Source organism: Simplicispira psychrophila DSM 11588 (genome assembly GCF_000688255.1).
Lineage (GTDB): Bacteria > Pseudomonadota > Gammaproteobacteria > Burkholderiales > Burkholderiaceae_C > Simplicispira > Simplicispira psychrophila.
The window spans coordinates 58,858-76,163 of sequence record NZ_JHYS01000016.1; the positions used below are offsets into that span (position 1 = coordinate 58,858).

Genomic DNA, 17,306 nt, shown 5'->3' on the forward strand with positions numbered 1-17,306 from the left:
CACCTGCGCAGGCGGCTGCTTTCACCCCGCTGAGTCGTTACCCATTCGCCAGCACGCAGCGATTGCGCCCATTGGCCTTGGCTTGGTAGAGCGCGCTGTCGGCCTCGGCCACCAGATCAGTGCCCGGGTCCTGCAAGCGTGGCACATGCCCCGCAGCGCCGACGCTGACAGAGACAAAAGGCCCGGCTCCCGAGGCCGGGTGCGGCAGCTGCAGCGCCACCACCGCCGCCACCACACGCGCGGCCACGGCAGCGGCGCCGGCGGCATCGACTTCGGGCAGGATCACGGCCAGCTCTTCACCGCCGTAACGCGCCACCAGGTCAGTGCTGCGCTGCATGGTCTGCTGCACCGCGCGCGCAATGGCCTGCAGGCAGGCATCGCCCGCCTGGTGGCCAAAGTGGTCGTTGTAGCGCTTGAAATAATCCACATCGATCATCAGCAAGCCCAGTGGCTGCTGGCGCCGAAACGCGCTGGCGCTGGCCTGCTCCAGCCGGTCGTTGAAGTAGGCACGATTGGCCACCTGCAGCAGGCCATCGGTGCGGCCATAGGCCTTGAGTTGCACATTGACATGCTGCAGTGCTTCATTGGCCAGGGCCAGTTCCTGCGTGCGCAAGGCAACCCGGTCTTCCAGGTGCTGATTGGCCTGCACCAGCTCAGCGTTTTGTGCCGATAGCACTTGGTAGAGCTTGCCAATCATTTTCAGCAGCACCTGGGTGCTGTTATCGTGCCCGGCCATTTCACGCTCGTAGGCCTGGGTGGCTGACTCGCCCTGCTCAATCGCCTTGATCTGGCGCGCCAATGACTGGTCGATACCCAAAATATGCAGCCCCAGCCACGCCGTCAGAAAGCTGGTGATGCCATCGCCCGATGCCGCCGCCGTGGTGCTGGCACGCGCCGCCCACATGGTGCCCACCTGCTGCACAAACTGGCGGTGCAACGCCTTGTGCGCCTCCACATGGCGGACATCGACGCCCTGGCGCTCCATCAGCGCCTCTTCTTCGGTGAAGTGGAAAACGGTATAGGCCACCAGGCGCTTGAACACGTCGCGCAGCAGCGGCCCGTGGTCGCCTTGCAAGTCGGCATCGGCAGCAAACAGCGCGCGGCTCAGCTCATTGAACAGCGCCACCAACCCCTGGTGCTGATCGTCCACCTCGTCCAGACCGGTCACAAAGTGCTGGTCCCAGACAAAAGCGTTCACATACACCGGTTCAATCACAGAATTTTCCATAGGGTTCCAGGGTCAGAGAGCGTCGGTACGGGCCAGACGGTCGTGCAGCTGCACCAGCGCCTGCGTCAGCTTGTGCCGGGGATCGAGGTGAATCATCGGCAGCGCCAGCTGGTGCGATTCACGCACCTTGACCGATTGCGGCAGGTACGGCTGCAGCACCGGCAGGCCTTCGTCCACCAGCTCTTGCACCAGTTGCTGAGGCAGCTTGGCGCGTGCCTGGAACTGGTTCACGACAATGCCGCGGATCGCCAGTTGTGGGTTGTGATCCGCGCGGATCTCTTCCACATTGGCCAGCAGGGTGTAGAGCGCCTGCCGCGAAAAATCATCGCAATCAAACGGGATCAGGCAGCCGCTCGCGCCCATCAACGCCGAGCGGGTATAGAAGTTCAGCGCTGGCGGCGTGTCGATGTAGATGCGGTCGTACACCGGCGCCAGTTGCTGCAGCGCCTCGCGCAGTTTGTAGATCTTGTGGCGCGACTCCAGCTTGCCTTGCAGCTCGTCGAGTTGCGGCCCCGAGGCCATCAAGTCCAGCCGCTCGAACGGCGTGCGGACAACAAACTCGGTCGGCGCCGGCGGCCGAAAGCTGTAGCCCAGCGTCTGCTCAAAAAACCCCACCACGCTGGGCTGCTCCGGGTTGGGCGCGTGGCCCAGCAGATAGGCGCTGGAATTGCCTTGCGAGTCCAGGTCGATCACCAGGGTGCGCAGCCCCTGGCTAGCGCTGATGGCGGCCAGATTGCAGGTGATGGTGGATTTGCCCACACCACCCTTCTGATTGAAAACGACAAGCGCCATGGTGATTCCTTATTTTGATGCCCACCCGGCCCCAGTGCCGTTTGCAGCCGGGCGATTATGGGATATGGGCCGTGGGAGAATCGCCGCCCACCCACCCAAGGCATGATGTACCACAGCCTTGGCGCTGCTATTTTCTTGGCACGGGCCTGTCCGGCCCTCAAGCACCCATGACCGACCTACTCCCCTCCTTCGACCAGCCGGCGCCCATCGCCCACACGCTCAGCGACTTCGATTTCGCCCTGCCCCCCCACCTGATTGCCCAACACCCCACGCCCGAGCGCAGCGCATCACGCTTGCTGGACGGCCGCGCCACCCAGCCGGTGGACCGCATCTTCAAGGAACTGCCCCGCCTGCTGCGCGCTGGCGACCTGCTGGTGTTCAATGACACCCGCGTCGTCAAGGCGCGTGTCTTTGGCGAAAAAGCCAGCGGCGGCAAGCTGGAACTGCTGATCGAGCGCGTGCTGACCGGCAACGAAGTCGTGGCGCACATGAAAGTCAGCAAAAAACCCCTGCCCGGCGCCGTCGTCCACTTGGCCGGTGGCCGACGCGGCGGCGGTTTTGACGCCCTGTTGCTGGGCCGCTGGCCGGACGAGAACGGCCCGCTGTTCCGCTTTGCGCTGCACGGGGCCGCCGGCGAAACCCCCTACGACTTGATGGAGCGCCACGGCCACCTGCCACTGCCACCGTACATCGAGCGCCAGCAACAAGGCGGCCACGACCCCGACGCGGCGGAGGACACCGAGCGCTACCAAACCGTGTTTGCCCGCGCCCCCGGCGCCGTGGCCGCACCGACCGCCGCGCTGCACTTTGACGATGCCGTGCTGACCGACCTGGCCGCGCGCGGCATCGAGCGCGCCAGCGTCACGCTGCACGTCGGCGCCGGCACTTTCCAGCCGGTCAAAACCGAGAACCTGGCCGAGCACCAGATGCACCACGAGTGGTATGACATCCCGCTGGCCACGCTGGCCGCTTTGGAGCGCTGCCGCCAGCGCGGCGGCCGCGTGGTGGCGGTCGGCACCACCACCGTGCGCACGCTCGAATCCTGGGCGCGCACCGGGCAGGTGTCGGGCGACACCAATATCTTCATCACGCCGGGATTTCAATTTGCCGTGGTCGATGTGCTGGTGACCAACTTTCATCTGCCCAAAAGCACGCTGATGATGCTGGTCAGCGCCTTTGCCGGCTACGCCCCGGTGATGGGCCTGTACCGCCACGCCATTGCGCAGCAGTACCGGTTTTTCAGCTATGGGGATGCGATGCTGCTGGAGCGCAGCAGTTGAGGTTTGCGCTTCTGCTATTAAAAAAATAGCTTGCAGCGCATACCCCATAAGCGCTACAGCCGCTTTTTATGCTGATTTCACAAGCCCAGGTGGTTGGCGACGAAATCCGCATCCTTGTCGCCCCGGCCTGACAGATTCACCAAGATGGTCTGCTCGGGCGCCATGGTTTGGGCGATTTTCATGGCGTAGGCCACGGCGTGCGCGCTCTCCAGCGCCGGGATGATGCCTTCGCTGCGCGACAGCGCCATGAAGGCATCCAGACACTCGGTATCGGTGATGGCCTCGTACTGCACGCGGCCCACGTCTTTCAGGTAGCAGTGCTGCGGGCCCACACCGGGGTAGTCCAGCCCCGAGGCAATCGAATACACCGGCAGCGGCTCGCCGTGGGCATCCTGCAAGTTGTAGCAAACAAAACCATGGATGGCGCCCTTGGTGCCCAGCGTCATGGTGGCGGCGTGGTCGGGCGTGTCCAGCCCCTTGCCGGCGGGCTCGACACCGACCAGCTGCACGCCGGCATCGGGCAAAAACTCGGTGAACATGCCAATGGCATTGGAGCCACCGCCGACACAGGCCGTCACCACATCAGGCAATTTATGGTGCTGTGCCAAAAACTGCGCCCGTGCTTCGCGCCCGACAATGCTTTGAAAGTCGCGCACCATCTTCGGAAACGGGTGCGGACCGACCACCGAGCCGATGGCATAAATAAAATTCACCGGGTCTTTCAGGTACTCCTCGAACGCGCTGTCCACTGCGTCCTTGAGCGTGCGCGTGCCGCGCGTCACCGGCACCAGCTTGCAGCCCAAGATTTTCATCTTGACGACGTTCGGGTGCTCCTTGGCAATATCGACCTCACCCATGTGGATTTCGCAGTCAATACCCACCAACGCGCACGCCGACGCCAGCGCCACGCCGTGCTGACCGGCGCCGGTCTCGGCGATCACCTTGGTCTTGCCCATGTACTTGGCCAGCAGCGCCTCGCCCAAGCAGTGGTTGATCTTGTGCGCGCCGGTGTGGTTCAGGTCTTCACGCTTGAGATAAATCTGCGCCCCGCCCTGGCGGGCAGACAGGCGCTTGGCATGAAAAATCGGGCTGGGCCGACCGACATAGTGCGCGTACAAATCAGCCAATTCCTCCTGAAAACCCGCCGTCTGGCGCACGGCTTCATAGGCGTCATTGATGTCGTCCATGACCGCCTTGAGCTGCGGCGGAATGATCTGTCCACCATATTCGCCAAAGTAGCCTTGCGCATCAGGCATTTCCAGAAACTGCTGTGTCATGTTTGTCTCTCGCTGGGGTAGTGGAGGAGTGGCTCAAAAGCGGTGACATTTTATTGGTTCCAGCCCACAAAAAAGCCCCTCCCACAGCCTTGGCTGTAGGAGGGGCCCATATCAAGCCTTAGGGGAACCGGCGTGCGTATTCTGCTGAACTCAGCAAAGAGTCGATCAGCGCGCGCAGGCTGGCACGTCCTGCTTTCATATCAGCCAGCCAGAGTGCATTTTCGCTGGCGCTGGGCGCACGGCGCAACATGCCGGCATAGGCCATGGTGATGCTGTTGTCGTATTTGTTGGTGCTGATGTTTTCAGCCGACTCGGAGAAGCCAATCATCATCTCCCCCCGAATCAAACCCGCATTGACACGCCCCACCCAGTAATCACGCCCGGCAGGCTCGGCTGCGCGGCCAAGCACGTTCTGATAGACCCGCTCGACAAACTGCAGGTTGTTCAAGGCACCGTAGGTGGTAATGAACTCGGCCGATTGGGCAAACGAATCCGACACATGGTTGAACACGCGTCCACTGCTGCCGTTATCGGGGTACATCTCGCCATACCAATACATCAGGCCACCATAGTCGGGGATACGCTGAAAGTAGGCGGTATACAAACGCACCAACGGGCCGTAGCGGTTGCTAAAGTCGGGCTGTGCCATGAAAGACTCAATCAGCGCTGCACGGCTGATCGTGCCTGATTGGAGCTGGCCGACCCACTGACTCAGACCAGCAGTATCGGGGCTGCGGTTGAATAAGTCGCGGTACTGCTGGCTAACAAACACCACCGGATCGCTCAAGGTGCCGCCACTGCCCGAGCTGGTATTGAAAGTGGCGGTGGCGTTCAGCGTTGACGTTCCAGCAGCCAAGGCGCAGGTGCTGGAGGTGCCCGTGCAAGCACCACTCCAGCCGCCAAAGGTGCTGCCTGCCATCGGATTGGCGGTGAGCGTGATGGCTGTGGTTGACGGAAAACTCGCCGAAGCCACTGCACAACCCACTGCCGCACAGCTCAGACCCGCCGGAGAACTGCTGATGCTGCCACTGCCAAAACCGCCTTTGGTGACGGTCACCAAGCGCGCGGTCGGGGCCAGGGTGAAGAGAGCGCCAACGTTGCGCGTGCCGTCCATAGTGACGCTGCACGTGCTAGCCGTGCCACTGCAGCCGTCGGTCCAGCCACTAAACAGGCTGCCCGTCGCAGGTGAGGCCGTGAGCATCACGGCGGTGCTGGCAGCATAAGCTTCGCTGCAATCGCTACCGCACTGGATGCCGCTGGGTGCGCTGGTCACGCTACCGCTGCCCGTGCCGCTGCGCGCCACGGAGAGCGTGTAGCTCACCGGGGGTGCCACATTGTCAATGGGCAGGGAGCTTTGCGCAGAAGCCGACATCACATCGGCCACGCGCCCGGGGTTCACGCCATAAGGGTGGTTGGTACCAAAATTGAAGCTGACATTGCCCATGCCAGGAGACATCGTATGGCAGTAACTCATGATGGTGCCGGTGCGCTGCCCAGCGGCACCACCGGTGATGGAGCCCATGCCAGGCAACGGCCCATTGCGCCCGGCCCCCCCGTTGCGCGCGCCACATTGGGAATTGGTGCTATCGGCATAGCAGCAGTCGATGGCACCACCCTGTACGGCACCCGAGGAAGGATCGTCATAGTTATGGGTGTGGGTACTGCCAAAAGCGTGCCCTATTTCATGGGCCACCTCCAGTGCGTCCCATACGATTTGCGGGTTGGCAGCAGAAAAATCGCCTTCAATGCCGGTGCTGACACCATAGGCATATGAAGAAGTGGACAACGTATCCAGATACGCTACACCTCCCCCCCCATTTTTGGCACTGAGCAGATGCACATGGTGGCGCGCTTGCGCCGAGCGGGGCGCCGCGTTCCAGTAGGTCTGCAATTCAGACAACTGGTTTGACGCACTGGTAGTCGTCCAAGGATCGGCTGGTGTTGCGTAAATATTGACTTGCAACAGGTTCAGGCGCGTGCCGATTTCACCTTGGTAGCGGGTATTGATGTAGCCGAAAAGATCAGCAATGTAAGCTGACGTCTGACTTGAGCCTCCCAAGCGCTGAAACAACTCATAATCGGTCTCAATAATCAGGTCGGCGCGGCGTTGCATACCGGCCACGCCAGCCTGCCGTGGGGCCGCCTGAAGAGCGGCCGATTTGAGCGCTCGACGCAGAGCGCTATCCACTGGCGAGTGATTTTCTTTAATGAACTGCGGTGTCACATCACAAGAGAAGGTGCGCCCGAGGAAATCGCTTTCTTTGTCAATGCGGCGCGCCGACGCCAGCGCCGAACGCTGGGGCGATCCGGAACTGACTTCACTGACAAACACTTCGCCACCGCGATCAACGATTGAGCGCATGGCACCCTCGCTGTCGATGGAGACAAACACCGAACTGCCAGGCTCGCCCGCGAGTTGGCCACTGAAATGCGCACGCGACGGTGGCGCAATGTCGCGGGTTTGATCGCCCGTATGAACGATGAAGCGGGTTTGCGCGTCAGTGACGGACACCCGGCGCAATTCGGCCGTGGCCGTACTGCGGCTGCGCTCATCCAGGCTCAAGCTTTCCAGTCGCAACGTATCACCCACGGCCAAGCGCAAGGCCTGCTGTCGCTGGGCTGCAGACTGGGTGACAGAAGGCATGTGCAACACCATTTGCGCCAGTGCAGGCGCCAGCGGCACAGCAGACAACAGGAGAGCAAGGACCTGAGGGCGCAAGAATTTGCGGAATGTAAGGGGCATTTTGGACAATTGCAACTGGACAGGGCAAACCGGCAAGGGGTGCCACGGCGTGGCGCGGAGGCGGCTCCATGACGTGGCTGGGGGCGCACGTATAGTGCATTTTGACATCATCGTAACGCGTAAAGATCGTTAATTACAATAGCTGGCAAAGTGCTGTAGTCCGCTTTTTTGCTGCACGTCTGTCTGCAGTAGCGCACAACACAGCGATAAGAAATTCCCGGGCAGCGCATCGGATTGTGGTTTTTTTGTTGCTCGCCACATCTCCTATATGAACTTCATATAGGAGACTGCTACACTGCCCTTCCTTTATGACCTCCATGCTCCGCATCTCGCTCAACGCTTCGCCTGAACAAGTACAGCGTCTGCAGGCTTTGCAGAGCGGATTTGCGCAGGTGTGTAACGCTTTGGCACCGCTGGTGCAGCAAACGCGGGTATGGAATCGGGTTGCCCTGCACCACCTGGCGTACCGCCAGCTACGCGAGCAGTTCCCCGAGATGGGCTCGCAAATGGTGTGTAACGCCATCTACTCCGTTTCGCGCACCTGCCGGATGGTGTTCCAGCACCCTGACAGCCCGTTCAGCCTGCAGCGCCTGGGCAGCAAGCCGCTGCCGCTGTTGCGCTTTGCCGATTCGTGTCCGGTGTACTTTGACCGGCATACCCTGAGCCTCAAGGCCGGCCAATTGTCCATGTTCACGCTGGATGGACGGATGCGCTTTCAGCTGACGCTGCGTCCCGAGGACGAGCAGGCCTTTCATACCTCGAAGCTGCGTGAGATCGTGTTGGCGCGCCGCGCCGACAGTGTTTATGAACTGTCGTTTCTACTGGCACCGCTGGATGTTGCGACACCAGTGGTACCGCTACTTGCAGCGGCCCCAGCCACGGCGCTGGTGACCGAGGCGCCCGAAGGCGTGAGCGGTGAAATCCCTGAATACATCATTGTTGAAGAAGCTTCATGAACCCTCAAAAGCCCCCCTCAGAGCTGCGCGCCGCCCTCTGGACGCTCAAGCCCTACTTTGTGCGCGCTGGCTGGTTCAGCCTGATAACCAGCGTGCTGGTACTGGCACCGTCGGGCTACATGCTGGAGGTGTACGACCGCGTGGTCAACAGCCGCAGCCACGCCACCTTGGTGATGCTGACCCTGCTGGTACTGGGCGCCTATTTGCTGATGGAAATACTGGAATGGGCGCGCAGCGAGATCATGCGCAGCGCCAGCGTCGAGCTTGACGGCCAACTCAGCGAGCGTATTTTTAAAGCCATTTTTGCAGCCAATCTGCGCCGCATACCCGGTGGCACACAGCAGCCACTGAACGATTTTCGGCAGGTGCGTGACTTCCTGTTTTCACCGGCGTTGCTAGCGATCATGGAGTCGCCGGTTGCACTGATCATGCTGGTACTGCTGTTCATGATCAGCCCGGTGCTGGGCTGGTCGTCACTGGTGTTTGGCGTACTGCAAACCTTTGTCGCCTGGCTGAACGAGCGCGGCACCAAGCCCTTGCTGATGGAAGCCAACCGCAGTGCCATTGCGGCACAGCAATACGCTGATGGCACGCTGCGCAATGCCGAAGTGATCGAGTCGATGGGCATGCTGCGCGCCACCCACCGCCGCTGGATGGAGCGCCAGCGTGAATTCCTGCATCTGCAGGCACAGGCATCGGAACACGCAGGCGGCTTTCAGGCGCTGTCCAAACTGCTGCAAAACACGCTGAGTTCCATGTTGCTGGGACTGGGCTGCTGGCTGCTGCTGCACAACCAGCTCAACGGCGGCGGCGGCATGATGATCATCGGCTCCATCCTGGGTGGCCGCATGTTGGCGCCGCTGGTACAGGTGGTGACGCAATGGCAATCGGTAGTGAACGTGCGCGATGCCTGGCAACGCCTGGACAACCTGCTGGCCACCGTGCCCGCCAAACCCGAGGCCATGTCCCTGCCCGCACCGCTCGGCGCCCTGCAGGTCGAAAGTTTGGTCGCTGGTGCCCCCGGCACTAACGCACAGATTTTGCGTGGCGTGCAGTTTGCTTTGAACCCCGGCGAAGCGTTGGCCGTGGTCGGCCCCTCGGCCGCCGGCAAAACGACGCTGGCACGTCTGCTGGTCGGGCTGTGGCCGGCGGCGGCAGGCAAGGTGCGGCTGGACGGCGCTGATGTCCACACTTGGGACAAGAGCGAGCTGGGCCCCCATATGGGCTACCTACCCCAAGGCGTGGAATTGTTTGAAGGCACGCTGGCAGAGAACATTGCCCGCTTTGGCGAAGTACTCCCTGAGCGCGTCGAAGCTGCCGCACGCGCGGTGGGCCTACATGAATTCATCACGGCGCTGCCTGATGGCTATGGGCAACTGGTCGGCCCCGATGGTGCCCGCCTGTCCGGGGGGCAGCGCCAGCGTGTCGGCTTGGCACGTGCGCTGTATGGCGACCCGGTGTTCGTGGTGCTGGACGAACCCAACTCCAGCCTGGACGAAGAAGGTGATGCTGCTCTGGCACGCGCCATTACCGCAGCCAAGCAGCGCGGCACCACGTTCGTCATCATGACGCACCGCACCAGCGTGCTCGCCGTGGTCGACAAAATGCTGGTGCTGCGCGATGGCCAGCAGCAAGCCTTTGGTCCACGCGACGATGTGCTGGCAGCACTCAACCAGGCCGCCCAACAGCAGCAGCAGCAGCAGCAGCAGCAGCAGCAACCACAGACACAAGCAGCCAGCCCTCCCGCACCGGCATTGGCCGCATCGTAATTTCTGCAACCGCATCCCTACCTGTTATGAATACCCCCCGTTTTTTTCGCCGCAGCGAACTGGCCGAGGCACTGTGGACCTTTCGCCGCGAGTTTCTCGTGGTGGGTGTCTTCAGCATGGTGGCCAATGTGCTCATGCTCTCGCCCACGCTCTACATGCTGCAGGTGTTTGACCGCGTCATGAGCAGCCGCAGCGAACTGACGCTGCTGGCCATGTCGCTGATCACGTTGTTTCTGTTTCTGGTGATGGCCTTTGCCGAGTGGATGCGCTCGCGGGTGCTGGTGCGCGCTGGCATGCGCATCGACCAAGTCCTCAGCACCCGCGTGTTCAATGCCAGCTTCGAGGACCGCCTGAGCCAGTCCAGCACCACTACGGCCCGGGCCTTTGGCGACCTGATCAACATCCGCCAGTTTCTGACGGGCAACGGCATCCTAGCGTTCTTTGATACACCCTGGGCGCCGGTGTATTTGCTGGTGCTGTTCCTGCTGCACCCGACCTTGGGCTTTGTGGCGATCTTTTTTGCCGCAGTGCAAGCCTTGTTGGTGTGGTTTGGCCACCGCCAGACCGTGGCGCCCTCTGAAGCTGCATCCAAGGCCAGCAGCGAAGCCGGCGCCTACCTGCACAGCAAGCTGCGCAACGCTGAAGTGCTCGAATCCATGGGCATGGTGCACAACCTGCACCCGCACTGGGCCGAACGCCATGCCCAGGCTCTGGCCCTGCAGGGCCGCGCGCAAGCGTTGTCCCACCGCATCACGGCCTGGAGCAAATTCATCCGCTACACCCAGCAATCGCTGGCGCTGGGCGTGGGTGCCCTGCTGGTGATTGACGGACAACTGTCACCGGGCGGCATGATCGCGGCTAATGTGTTGATGTCCCGCGCACTGGGGCCCATTGACATGCTGGCCAATACCTGGCGCAGCTTCATTGGCGCGCGGGCGGCCTTCGAGCGGCTGGAAACCTTGTTGGCCAAACACCCCGAGCGCGATCCGGCGCTCTCGCGCGTGGCACCTACCGGCGCACTGACGCTGCGCAACGTGGTGGCCACCGCCGCCGGACGCGCCGAACCCATCTTGAAGGGCATCAGCACCGCCGTACACGCGGGCACCGTGACCGTGGTCCTTGGCCCCTCGGGCTCCGGAAAATCCACCCTGGCGCGCTGCATGATCGGTATCTGGCCCACCATGGCGGGTGAAGTGCTGTTGGACGGCCTGCCTGTCAACGGCTGGGACCGCAACGAACTCGGCCCCTACCTGGGTTACTTGCCGCAGGACATCGAACTGCTGGAAGGCTCGATTGCCGAGAACATTGCCCGCTTTGGCGAGGTGGACTCTGAAAAAGTCATTACCGCCGCACGCAGCGCCGGCCTGCATGAAATGATTCTGCGTTTCCCCAAGGGCTACGACACGCCGATTGGCGAAGCCGGCAACCTGCTCTCGGGTGGCCAGCGCCAGCGCATTGGTCTGGCGCGTGCGGTGTATGGCGACCCGGTGCTGGTCGTGCTGGACGAGCCCAACGCCAACCTCGACGACGTGGGCGAAGCCGCGCTGGTGCGTACCGTGCTGCAGCTCAAGGCGCGCGGCTGCACGGTGTTCCTGATCACACACCGGCCCGGCATCGTCGACGTGGCCGACCGGTTGTTGATTCTACAAAACGGCCAAGTGCAAGCCGATGGCCCGCGCGAAGCCGTGGTGGCGGCACTGCAGGCGGCGCAGGCCAACGCTGCCCGCCAAGCCCAGGCGCCCACGCCCCCCAGCGGCGCCTTGCAACCGCAGCCTGCATGACGCACCGGTTTTCTTGCCGTTCTCTTTTCCTGCCCTTGCTTCTTTTATTGATGCTTTTTTCTGTCGGGTACTGACATGGTCAAAAATTTGTTGAATCCCTCTCCACAGGGCGTGTCCACAGGCACCTCTTCTTCGGCGCAGGACGCCGCACCCGCCAAATCCGATGCCGGGCGCTTTGGCCTGTGGGCGCTGGCGATTGCCTTTGGCGGTTTTTTGCTGTGGGCCGCGCTGGCGCCGCTGGACGAGGGCGTGCCCGCTCAAGGTGTAGTCGCCATTGATACCAAGCGCAAGGCGGTGCAGCACCTGAGCGGCGGCATCGTCAAAGAAGTGCTGGTGCGCGAAGGCGACCAAGTGCACGAAGGGCAATTGCTGATCAAGCTGGACTCGGCGGTGGCTCGCTCCAACTACGAATCGGTGCGCCAGCGCTACCTGGGGCTGCGCGCCATGCAAGGACGTCTGATGGCAGAACAAGCACAGCAGTCCAGCATCACCTTCCACCCCGACTTGCAAGCCGCTGCCAGCGATCCGCTGATCCGCCAGCAGATGCAGAACCAGGAACAGCTGTTCATGACGCGGCGCAGCCTGCTGCGCTCGGACGTGCAATCTATCGAAGAAAACATCCAGGGCCAACAAGGACTGCTGCAGGCCTATGCCGGCATCCTCGATAACCGCCGCAACCAGCAACGCCTGATCAATGAAGAACTCTCGCATCTGCGCAGCCTGGTGGCCGAAGGCTATGCACCGCGCAACCGCCAGCTGGAAATGGAGCGCATGGTGTCCGATAACAGCTCGGCGCTGGCTGACCTGCAAGGCAATACCGTGCGCGCCCAGCGCAGCATCAGCGAACTGCGCCAGCGCGCCCTCTCGCGCCAGCAGGAATACCGCAAAGAAGTCGAAACCCAACTGGCCGATGTCAGCCGCGAAGTGCTGTCAGACAACGAAAAGCTGCACGCCGTCACTGACGACTTGGGCCGCACCGACATCAAGGCGCCCGCCAGTGGCCAAGTAGTCAGCTTGGCGATACAAACTGTCGGCGCCGTAGTGCAGCCGGGACAAAAACTGATGGATATCGTGCCTGAAGATGCCCCGCTGCTGCTGGAAGCCCACGTCGCACCGCACCTGATCGACCGGGTACATGCCGACTTGCCGGTGGATGTACGCTTTTCCTCGTTTGCCCACTCGCCCCAACTGGTGGTGCAGGGCAAAGTGGTGTCGATCTCGGGCGACCTGCTGACCGAGCCGCAAACCAACATCTCGTATTACCTGGCGCGCGTCCAGGTCACGCCTGAAGGCATCAAGCACCTGGGCAAACGCCAGCTGCAGCCCGGGATGCCGGTCGAGGTGGTCTTCAAGACCGGTGAGCGCACGATGCTGACCTACCTGCTGCACCCACTGACCAAGCGCCTGGCCGCATCAATGACCGAGGAATGATGAGCATGAAGCACCGCACAGCCCCGCTACCCCGCAGCGCCCGCCTGACCTGCTTGGTCGGCGCCTGCCTGGCGCTCAGCGGCCTCGCCGCGCCCGCCTGGTCACTGGATTTGCGCCAAGCCTATGAGGCGGCCTATGACAACGATGCCACCATCCGCGCCTCCCGCGCCGGCGCAGAGTCACGCCGCGAGTTGCTGCCCCAAGCGCAGGCACAGCGCCTGCCCAATATATCTTTCAACGCCGGGCGCAATTACAACGACCTGACCAGCAAAGTCCACAACCTGCTGAACCAGCCGGTGACGCTGGAAAACCAGTATTACAGCGGCAGCCAGACATTGTCCGTGCGCCAGCCGCTGTACCGCCCCTACCTGGGCGCCCTGGTACGCCAGGCCGAGGCACAGGTGGAGGACGTCAACGCCACGCTGGAACACGACGAGCAGACCCTGGTCACACGCGTCGGCGAAGCCTACTTCGATGCGCTGCTGGCACAAGACCAGCTGGCGCTGGTGCAAGCACAAAAGACCACCTACAGCACACAGCTCGACGCAGCACAAAAAAGCCTATCGGCGGGCTCCGGCACACGCACTGACATCGACGAAGCCCAAGCGCGACTGGACATGACCCTGGCGCAGACGCTGGAGGCACAACAGAACGTTGAATTCACGCGCCGGCGCCTGGAAACCCTGACCGGCCAGAGCGTGGACACGCTGGCCATTCTGGATGTGCAGCGCTTTCAACCCAGTGCCCCTGTGCCCGCCAGCCTGGACGCCTGGATCGAGCGCGCCGAACAAGCCAGCCCGGAAATGCAGTCCGTGCGTGCGCAGCTTGACGCGGCACAACTGGAAATCGACAAGGCGCAGGCCGGGCACAAACCGACGCTGGACGCCATCGCACAATGGTCACGCAGCAGCAGCGACAGCGTCACCAGCGTCAACTCGCGCTATGACAACAAAACGCTGGGCCTGCAACTGAACGTACCCCTGTATGCCGGCGGCTATGTCAGCTCCACCGTGCGCCAAGCTGTCGCCGCACACGAACGTGCCCGCGAAGTGCTCGAAGCCACCCGCCTGGATCTGGGCGTACGCGTACACCGCGAGTTTCGCGCCATGACCGAAGGCGTACTGCGCATCCAGGCGCTGGAACAGGCCGTTCGCTCAGGCGAGCAAGCCTTGCTGTCGAACCAAAAATCCTTCCAGGCCGGCATCCGCACCACGCTCGACGTCTTGAATGCGGAGCAACAAAAAACCCTGGCCCAGCGCGATCTGGCGCAGGCGCGCTATGTGTATCTGGTGTCTTATCTGCGCCTGCAGGCGCTCGCTGGCGAAGAGCGCCAGACCAGCGTGGCGCAAGCCAACAGCTGGCTATTAGAAAATAAATAATAGCTAGAACCGCAGATCCACAAAGGATTTGCGGCTGTTTCTCCATAAAAAAACCGGGCCTAGAGCCCGGTTTTTTTATGGCCGGCGACAGGCTTTACGCCTGTCCTGGCTTAGTGACCCGAAGCGCCGGAAGCGCCCAGACCAGTTTCGGAACGCACTTGCTGTGCCGGGAACGCAGCGCGCTCACGGGCCGCATTGGCGCTCTTGTCGGTGATCGAGAACAACCAGATACCGAGGAAGCCGATGGTCATGGAGAACAGTGCTGGCGAGGTGTAGGGGAACAGCGCCGAACCTTTGGGGTTACCCAGCGTCGCTTCCCAGACCGAGGGCGACACGACGGTGAGAACCACCGACGAAATCAGACCCAGGAAACCGCCAATCACTGCGCCACGCGTGGTGCAGTCTTTCCACAGCACTGACAGGAACAGCACCGGGAAGTTGGCCGACGCAGCAATCGCGAAAGCCAGCGACACCATGAAGGCAATGTTCTGCTTCTCAAACACAATGCCCAGCACCACAGCCACCACGCCCAACACCAAGGTGGTGATACGCGAGACCTTCAGCTCCGAAGCGCTGTCTGCATTGCCCTTCTTGAACACCGTAGCGTACAAGTCGTGCGACACCGCCGAAGCACCTGACAACGTCAAGCCAGCGACCACCGCCAGGATGGTGGCAAAGGCCACTGCCGAGATGAAGCCGTAGAACACGTTGCCGCCCACTGCTTTGGCCACCAGCACCGCAGCCATGTTGGCCGTACCTGCGCCGCCGTGGATTACGCCTTTGACGGTATCTGCCATCTCAGGGTCGGTCAGCACCATGGTGATGGCGCCAAAGCCGATGATGAAAATCAGCACGTAGAAGTAGCCAATCCAGGTGGTCGCCCACAGCACCGACTTGCGTGCTTCTTTTGCATCAGGAACAGTAAAGAAGCGCATCAGGATGTGTGGCAGACCAGCGGTACCGAACATCAGCGCCATACCGAAGGAGATGGCAGAGATCGGGTCTTTGATGAAGCCCCCAGGGCCCATGATGCCCAAACCAACTTTGAGCGCTTCTTCAGGCGTTTTGCCCGTGTTGGCAGCAATTTGGGTACGCACTTCCACGCCCTTGGCAAACAGGGCTTCAGGACTGAAGCCGTAGTTGGACAGCACCATGAAGGCCATGAAGGTCACACCGGCCAGCAGCAGGCAGGCCTTGATGATCTGCACCCAGGTGGTCGCCGTCATACCGCCGAACAGCACGTAAACCATCATCAGCGCGCCGACGATAACCACAGCCATCCAGTATTCCAGACCAAACAGCAGCTTGATCAGCTGGCCCGCACCCACCATCTGAGCGATCAGGTAGAACGCCACCACCACCAACGTGCCGGAAGCGGCAAACGCACGGATGGGGCCTTGCTGGAAACGGTAACCGGCGACGTCGGCAAAAGTGAACTTGCCCAGGTTACGCAGGCGCTCGGCCATCAGGAAGGTAATCAGGGGCCAACCGACCAAGAAACCGATGGAGTAGATCAGGCCGTCATAGCCGGTGGCCATGACCGCAGCAGAAATGCCCAGAAACGAAGCGGCCGACATGTAGTCGCCGGCAATCGCCAGACCGTTCTGGAAACCCGTAATACCGCCACCTGCGGTGTAGAAGTCGGCTGCCGACTTGGTTTTAGAGGCGGCCCACTTGGTGATCCAGAGCGTGCCGGCGACGAATGCGGCAAACATGCCGATGGCCGTCCAGTTGGTCGCTTGCTTGGCGACTTGGCCCATGTCAGCCCCGGCAGCGTGCGCGGCGCCCACGGCCAGCAAGGCCAGCAGCGCCAGGGCGCTGCTCCGGTATTTTTGCAGTGCGTTCATTTGCTTGCTTCCTTCAGGATTTCTTTGGTCAAAGCATCAAACTCGCCATTGGCACGGCGCACATAAATACCCGTGATGACGATGGTGAAAATGATCACGCCCATGCCGATCGGGATGCCAATCGTCGTTACGCCGGCACCGATGGGTTGGGCCAAGAAGGATTTGTCAAAAGCGATCAGGGCGATGTAGCCGTAGTACACGACCAGCATCAGGATGGTCAAGGTAACGCCCAGGCGGTTGCGTTTGCTGCGTAACTCCAGGTACTTCGGATTGTTTTGTATTTTGGTGACGATCGGATCGATCATGTCTGTCTCCTCAAAGGTTGAATGCAAAATTTACGGGCGAAATATGCAATGCAGGACGGCACGCCATCCGACACGATTTTGATTCTGCAAACCCCTACTGACCAACGGCTTACGCCGCCCAAACGACCACGCACGATGCTGATACGTTTTGATACGAGGCTGCCTGGCATGGCAGCGCTCTTTTTTCGCATCAAAAAATGATTCAGGCGGGTTATTACCGACGCCGTAAGAATCAAGACAGCTTGAAAGCTCTTTTGTGCAAGTAAATTGTCAGAAAAGCATTCTTCAACCTGGTCAGCAAATGCACCGCTGGCTTGCAGAGCGTGTCTTGATTTTGAAAAAATAAAAATAAAACCCGGATCTCCGCCTGGATGGTGCGTACACAGCGCGGAAAAGCGTGGCGGCAACGCATCATCTTCATCGGCTTGTCACCTTGGGCGGCAGGATGTAACGCTATTGCGCCTAAAATTTTGAAGTAGTTGCGCCTCAAGTGAAGCAATCAAAATTGCAAGCTACGC

The 17,306-nt window shown here is 61.4% G+C and carries 13 protein-coding genes; 6 read left to right on the plus strand and 7 right to left on the minus strand.

Translation table 11 applies throughout. The features are described from left to right. Window positions 1-37: 37 nt before the first annotated feature. Both Q390_RS0114370 and Q390_RS0114375 read right to left on the minus strand, forming a co-directional pair. Window positions 38-1,228: a GGDEF domain-containing protein gene (locus tag Q390_RS0114370; RefSeq protein ID WP_084153933.1), complete on the minus strand. Its 1,191-nt coding sequence runs from the start codon at window positions 1,226-1,228 to the stop codon at window positions 38-40. Between the two features lie 12 nt (window positions 1,229-1,240). Continuing rightward, a complete protein-coding gene (locus tag Q390_RS0114375; protein WP_027996690.1) occupies window positions 1,241-2,020 on the minus strand; it encodes a ParA family protein in 780 nt (259 codons plus the stop codon). A gap of 167 nt (window positions 2,021-2,187) precedes the next feature. On the opposite strand from Q390_RS0114375, the gene queA reads away from it, so the two are divergent. Further along, window positions 2,188-3,300 (plus strand): tRNA preQ1(34) S-adenosylmethionine ribosyltransferase-isomerase QueA, encoded by a 1,113-nt coding sequence (gene queA, locus Q390_RS0114380; protein WP_027996691.1) that lies wholly within the window; start codon window positions 2,188-2,190, stop codon window positions 3,298-3,300. 77 nt (window positions 3,301-3,377) lie between these two features. On the opposite strand, the gene trpB is transcribed toward queA, so the two are convergent. Both trpB and Q390_RS0114390 read right to left on the minus strand, forming a co-directional pair. Next, window positions 3,378-4,577, minus strand: a complete 1,200-nt coding sequence (gene trpB / locus Q390_RS0114385; protein WP_027996692.1) for a tryptophan synthase subunit beta — start codon at window positions 4,575-4,577, stop codon at window positions 3,378-3,380. Window positions 4,578-4,695: 118 nt separating this feature from the next. Continuing rightward, window positions 4,696-7,221: a DUF4214 domain-containing protein gene (locus tag Q390_RS0114390; RefSeq protein ID WP_169737288.1), complete on the minus strand. Its 2,526-nt coding sequence runs from the start codon at window positions 7,219-7,221 to the stop codon at window positions 4,696-4,698. Window positions 7,222-7,628: 407 nt separating this feature from the next. Here Q390_RS0114390 and Q390_RS0114395 point away from each other — a divergent pair, with 407 nt between their 5' ends. The 5 genes from Q390_RS0114395 to Q390_RS0114415 all read left to right on the plus strand — a co-directional run bounded on the left by Q390_RS0114395 (window position 7,629) and on the right by Q390_RS0114415 (window position 14,636). Beyond that, a complete protein-coding gene (locus Q390_RS0114395) occupies window positions 7,629-8,276 on the plus strand; it encodes a hypothetical protein (protein WP_027996694.1) in 648 nt (215 codons plus the stop codon). After that, complete coding sequence (locus Q390_RS0114400) at window positions 8,273-10,045, plus strand: type I secretion system permease/ATPase (protein WP_027996695.1); 1,773 nt, start codon at window positions 8,273-8,275, stop codon at window positions 10,043-10,045. The genes Q390_RS0114395 and Q390_RS0114400 overlap by 4 nt, the downstream gene beginning before the upstream one ends. A gap of 26 nt (window positions 10,046-10,071) precedes the next feature. Beyond that, window positions 10,072-11,826: a type I secretion system permease/ATPase gene (locus tag Q390_RS18640; protein ID WP_037473125.1), complete on the plus strand. Its 1,755-nt coding sequence runs from the start codon at window positions 10,072-10,074 to the stop codon at window positions 11,824-11,826. Window positions 11,827-11,901: 75 nt separating this feature from the next. Continuing rightward, window positions 11,902-13,257, plus strand: a complete 1,356-nt coding sequence (locus Q390_RS0114410) for an HlyD family type I secretion periplasmic adaptor subunit (RefSeq protein ID WP_027996696.1) — start codon at window positions 11,902-11,904, stop codon at window positions 13,255-13,257. Window positions 13,258-13,262: 5 nt separating this feature from the next. Then, window positions 13,263-14,636: a TolC family outer membrane protein gene (locus Q390_RS0114415; protein ID WP_027996697.1), complete on the plus strand. Its 1,374-nt coding sequence runs from the start codon at window positions 13,263-13,265 to the stop codon at window positions 14,634-14,636. 110 nt (window positions 14,637-14,746) lie between these two features. Here the strand turns inward: Q390_RS0114415 and Q390_RS0114420 are convergent, their stop codons facing one another. From Q390_RS0114420 to Q390_RS19980, 3 genes are read right to left on the minus strand one after another with little or no spacing between them, the layout of a single operon-like run. After that, window positions 14,747-16,483: a cation acetate symporter gene (locus Q390_RS0114420; protein ID WP_051603271.1), complete on the minus strand. Its 1,737-nt coding sequence runs from the start codon at window positions 16,481-16,483 to the stop codon at window positions 14,747-14,749. After that, window positions 16,480-16,788, minus strand: a complete 309-nt coding sequence (locus tag Q390_RS0114425) for a DUF485 domain-containing protein (RefSeq protein WP_027996699.1) — start codon at window positions 16,786-16,788, stop codon at window positions 16,480-16,482. Before Q390_RS0114425 ends, Q390_RS0114420 begins: the two co-directional genes overlap by 4 nt. Beyond that, window positions 16,785-17,195: a hypothetical protein gene (locus Q390_RS19980; RefSeq protein ID WP_156949914.1), complete on the minus strand. Its 411-nt coding sequence runs from the start codon at window positions 17,193-17,195 to the stop codon at window positions 16,785-16,787. The genes Q390_RS0114425 and Q390_RS19980 overlap by 4 nt, the downstream gene beginning before the upstream one ends. Window positions 17,196-17,306 lie beyond the last annotated feature (111 nt).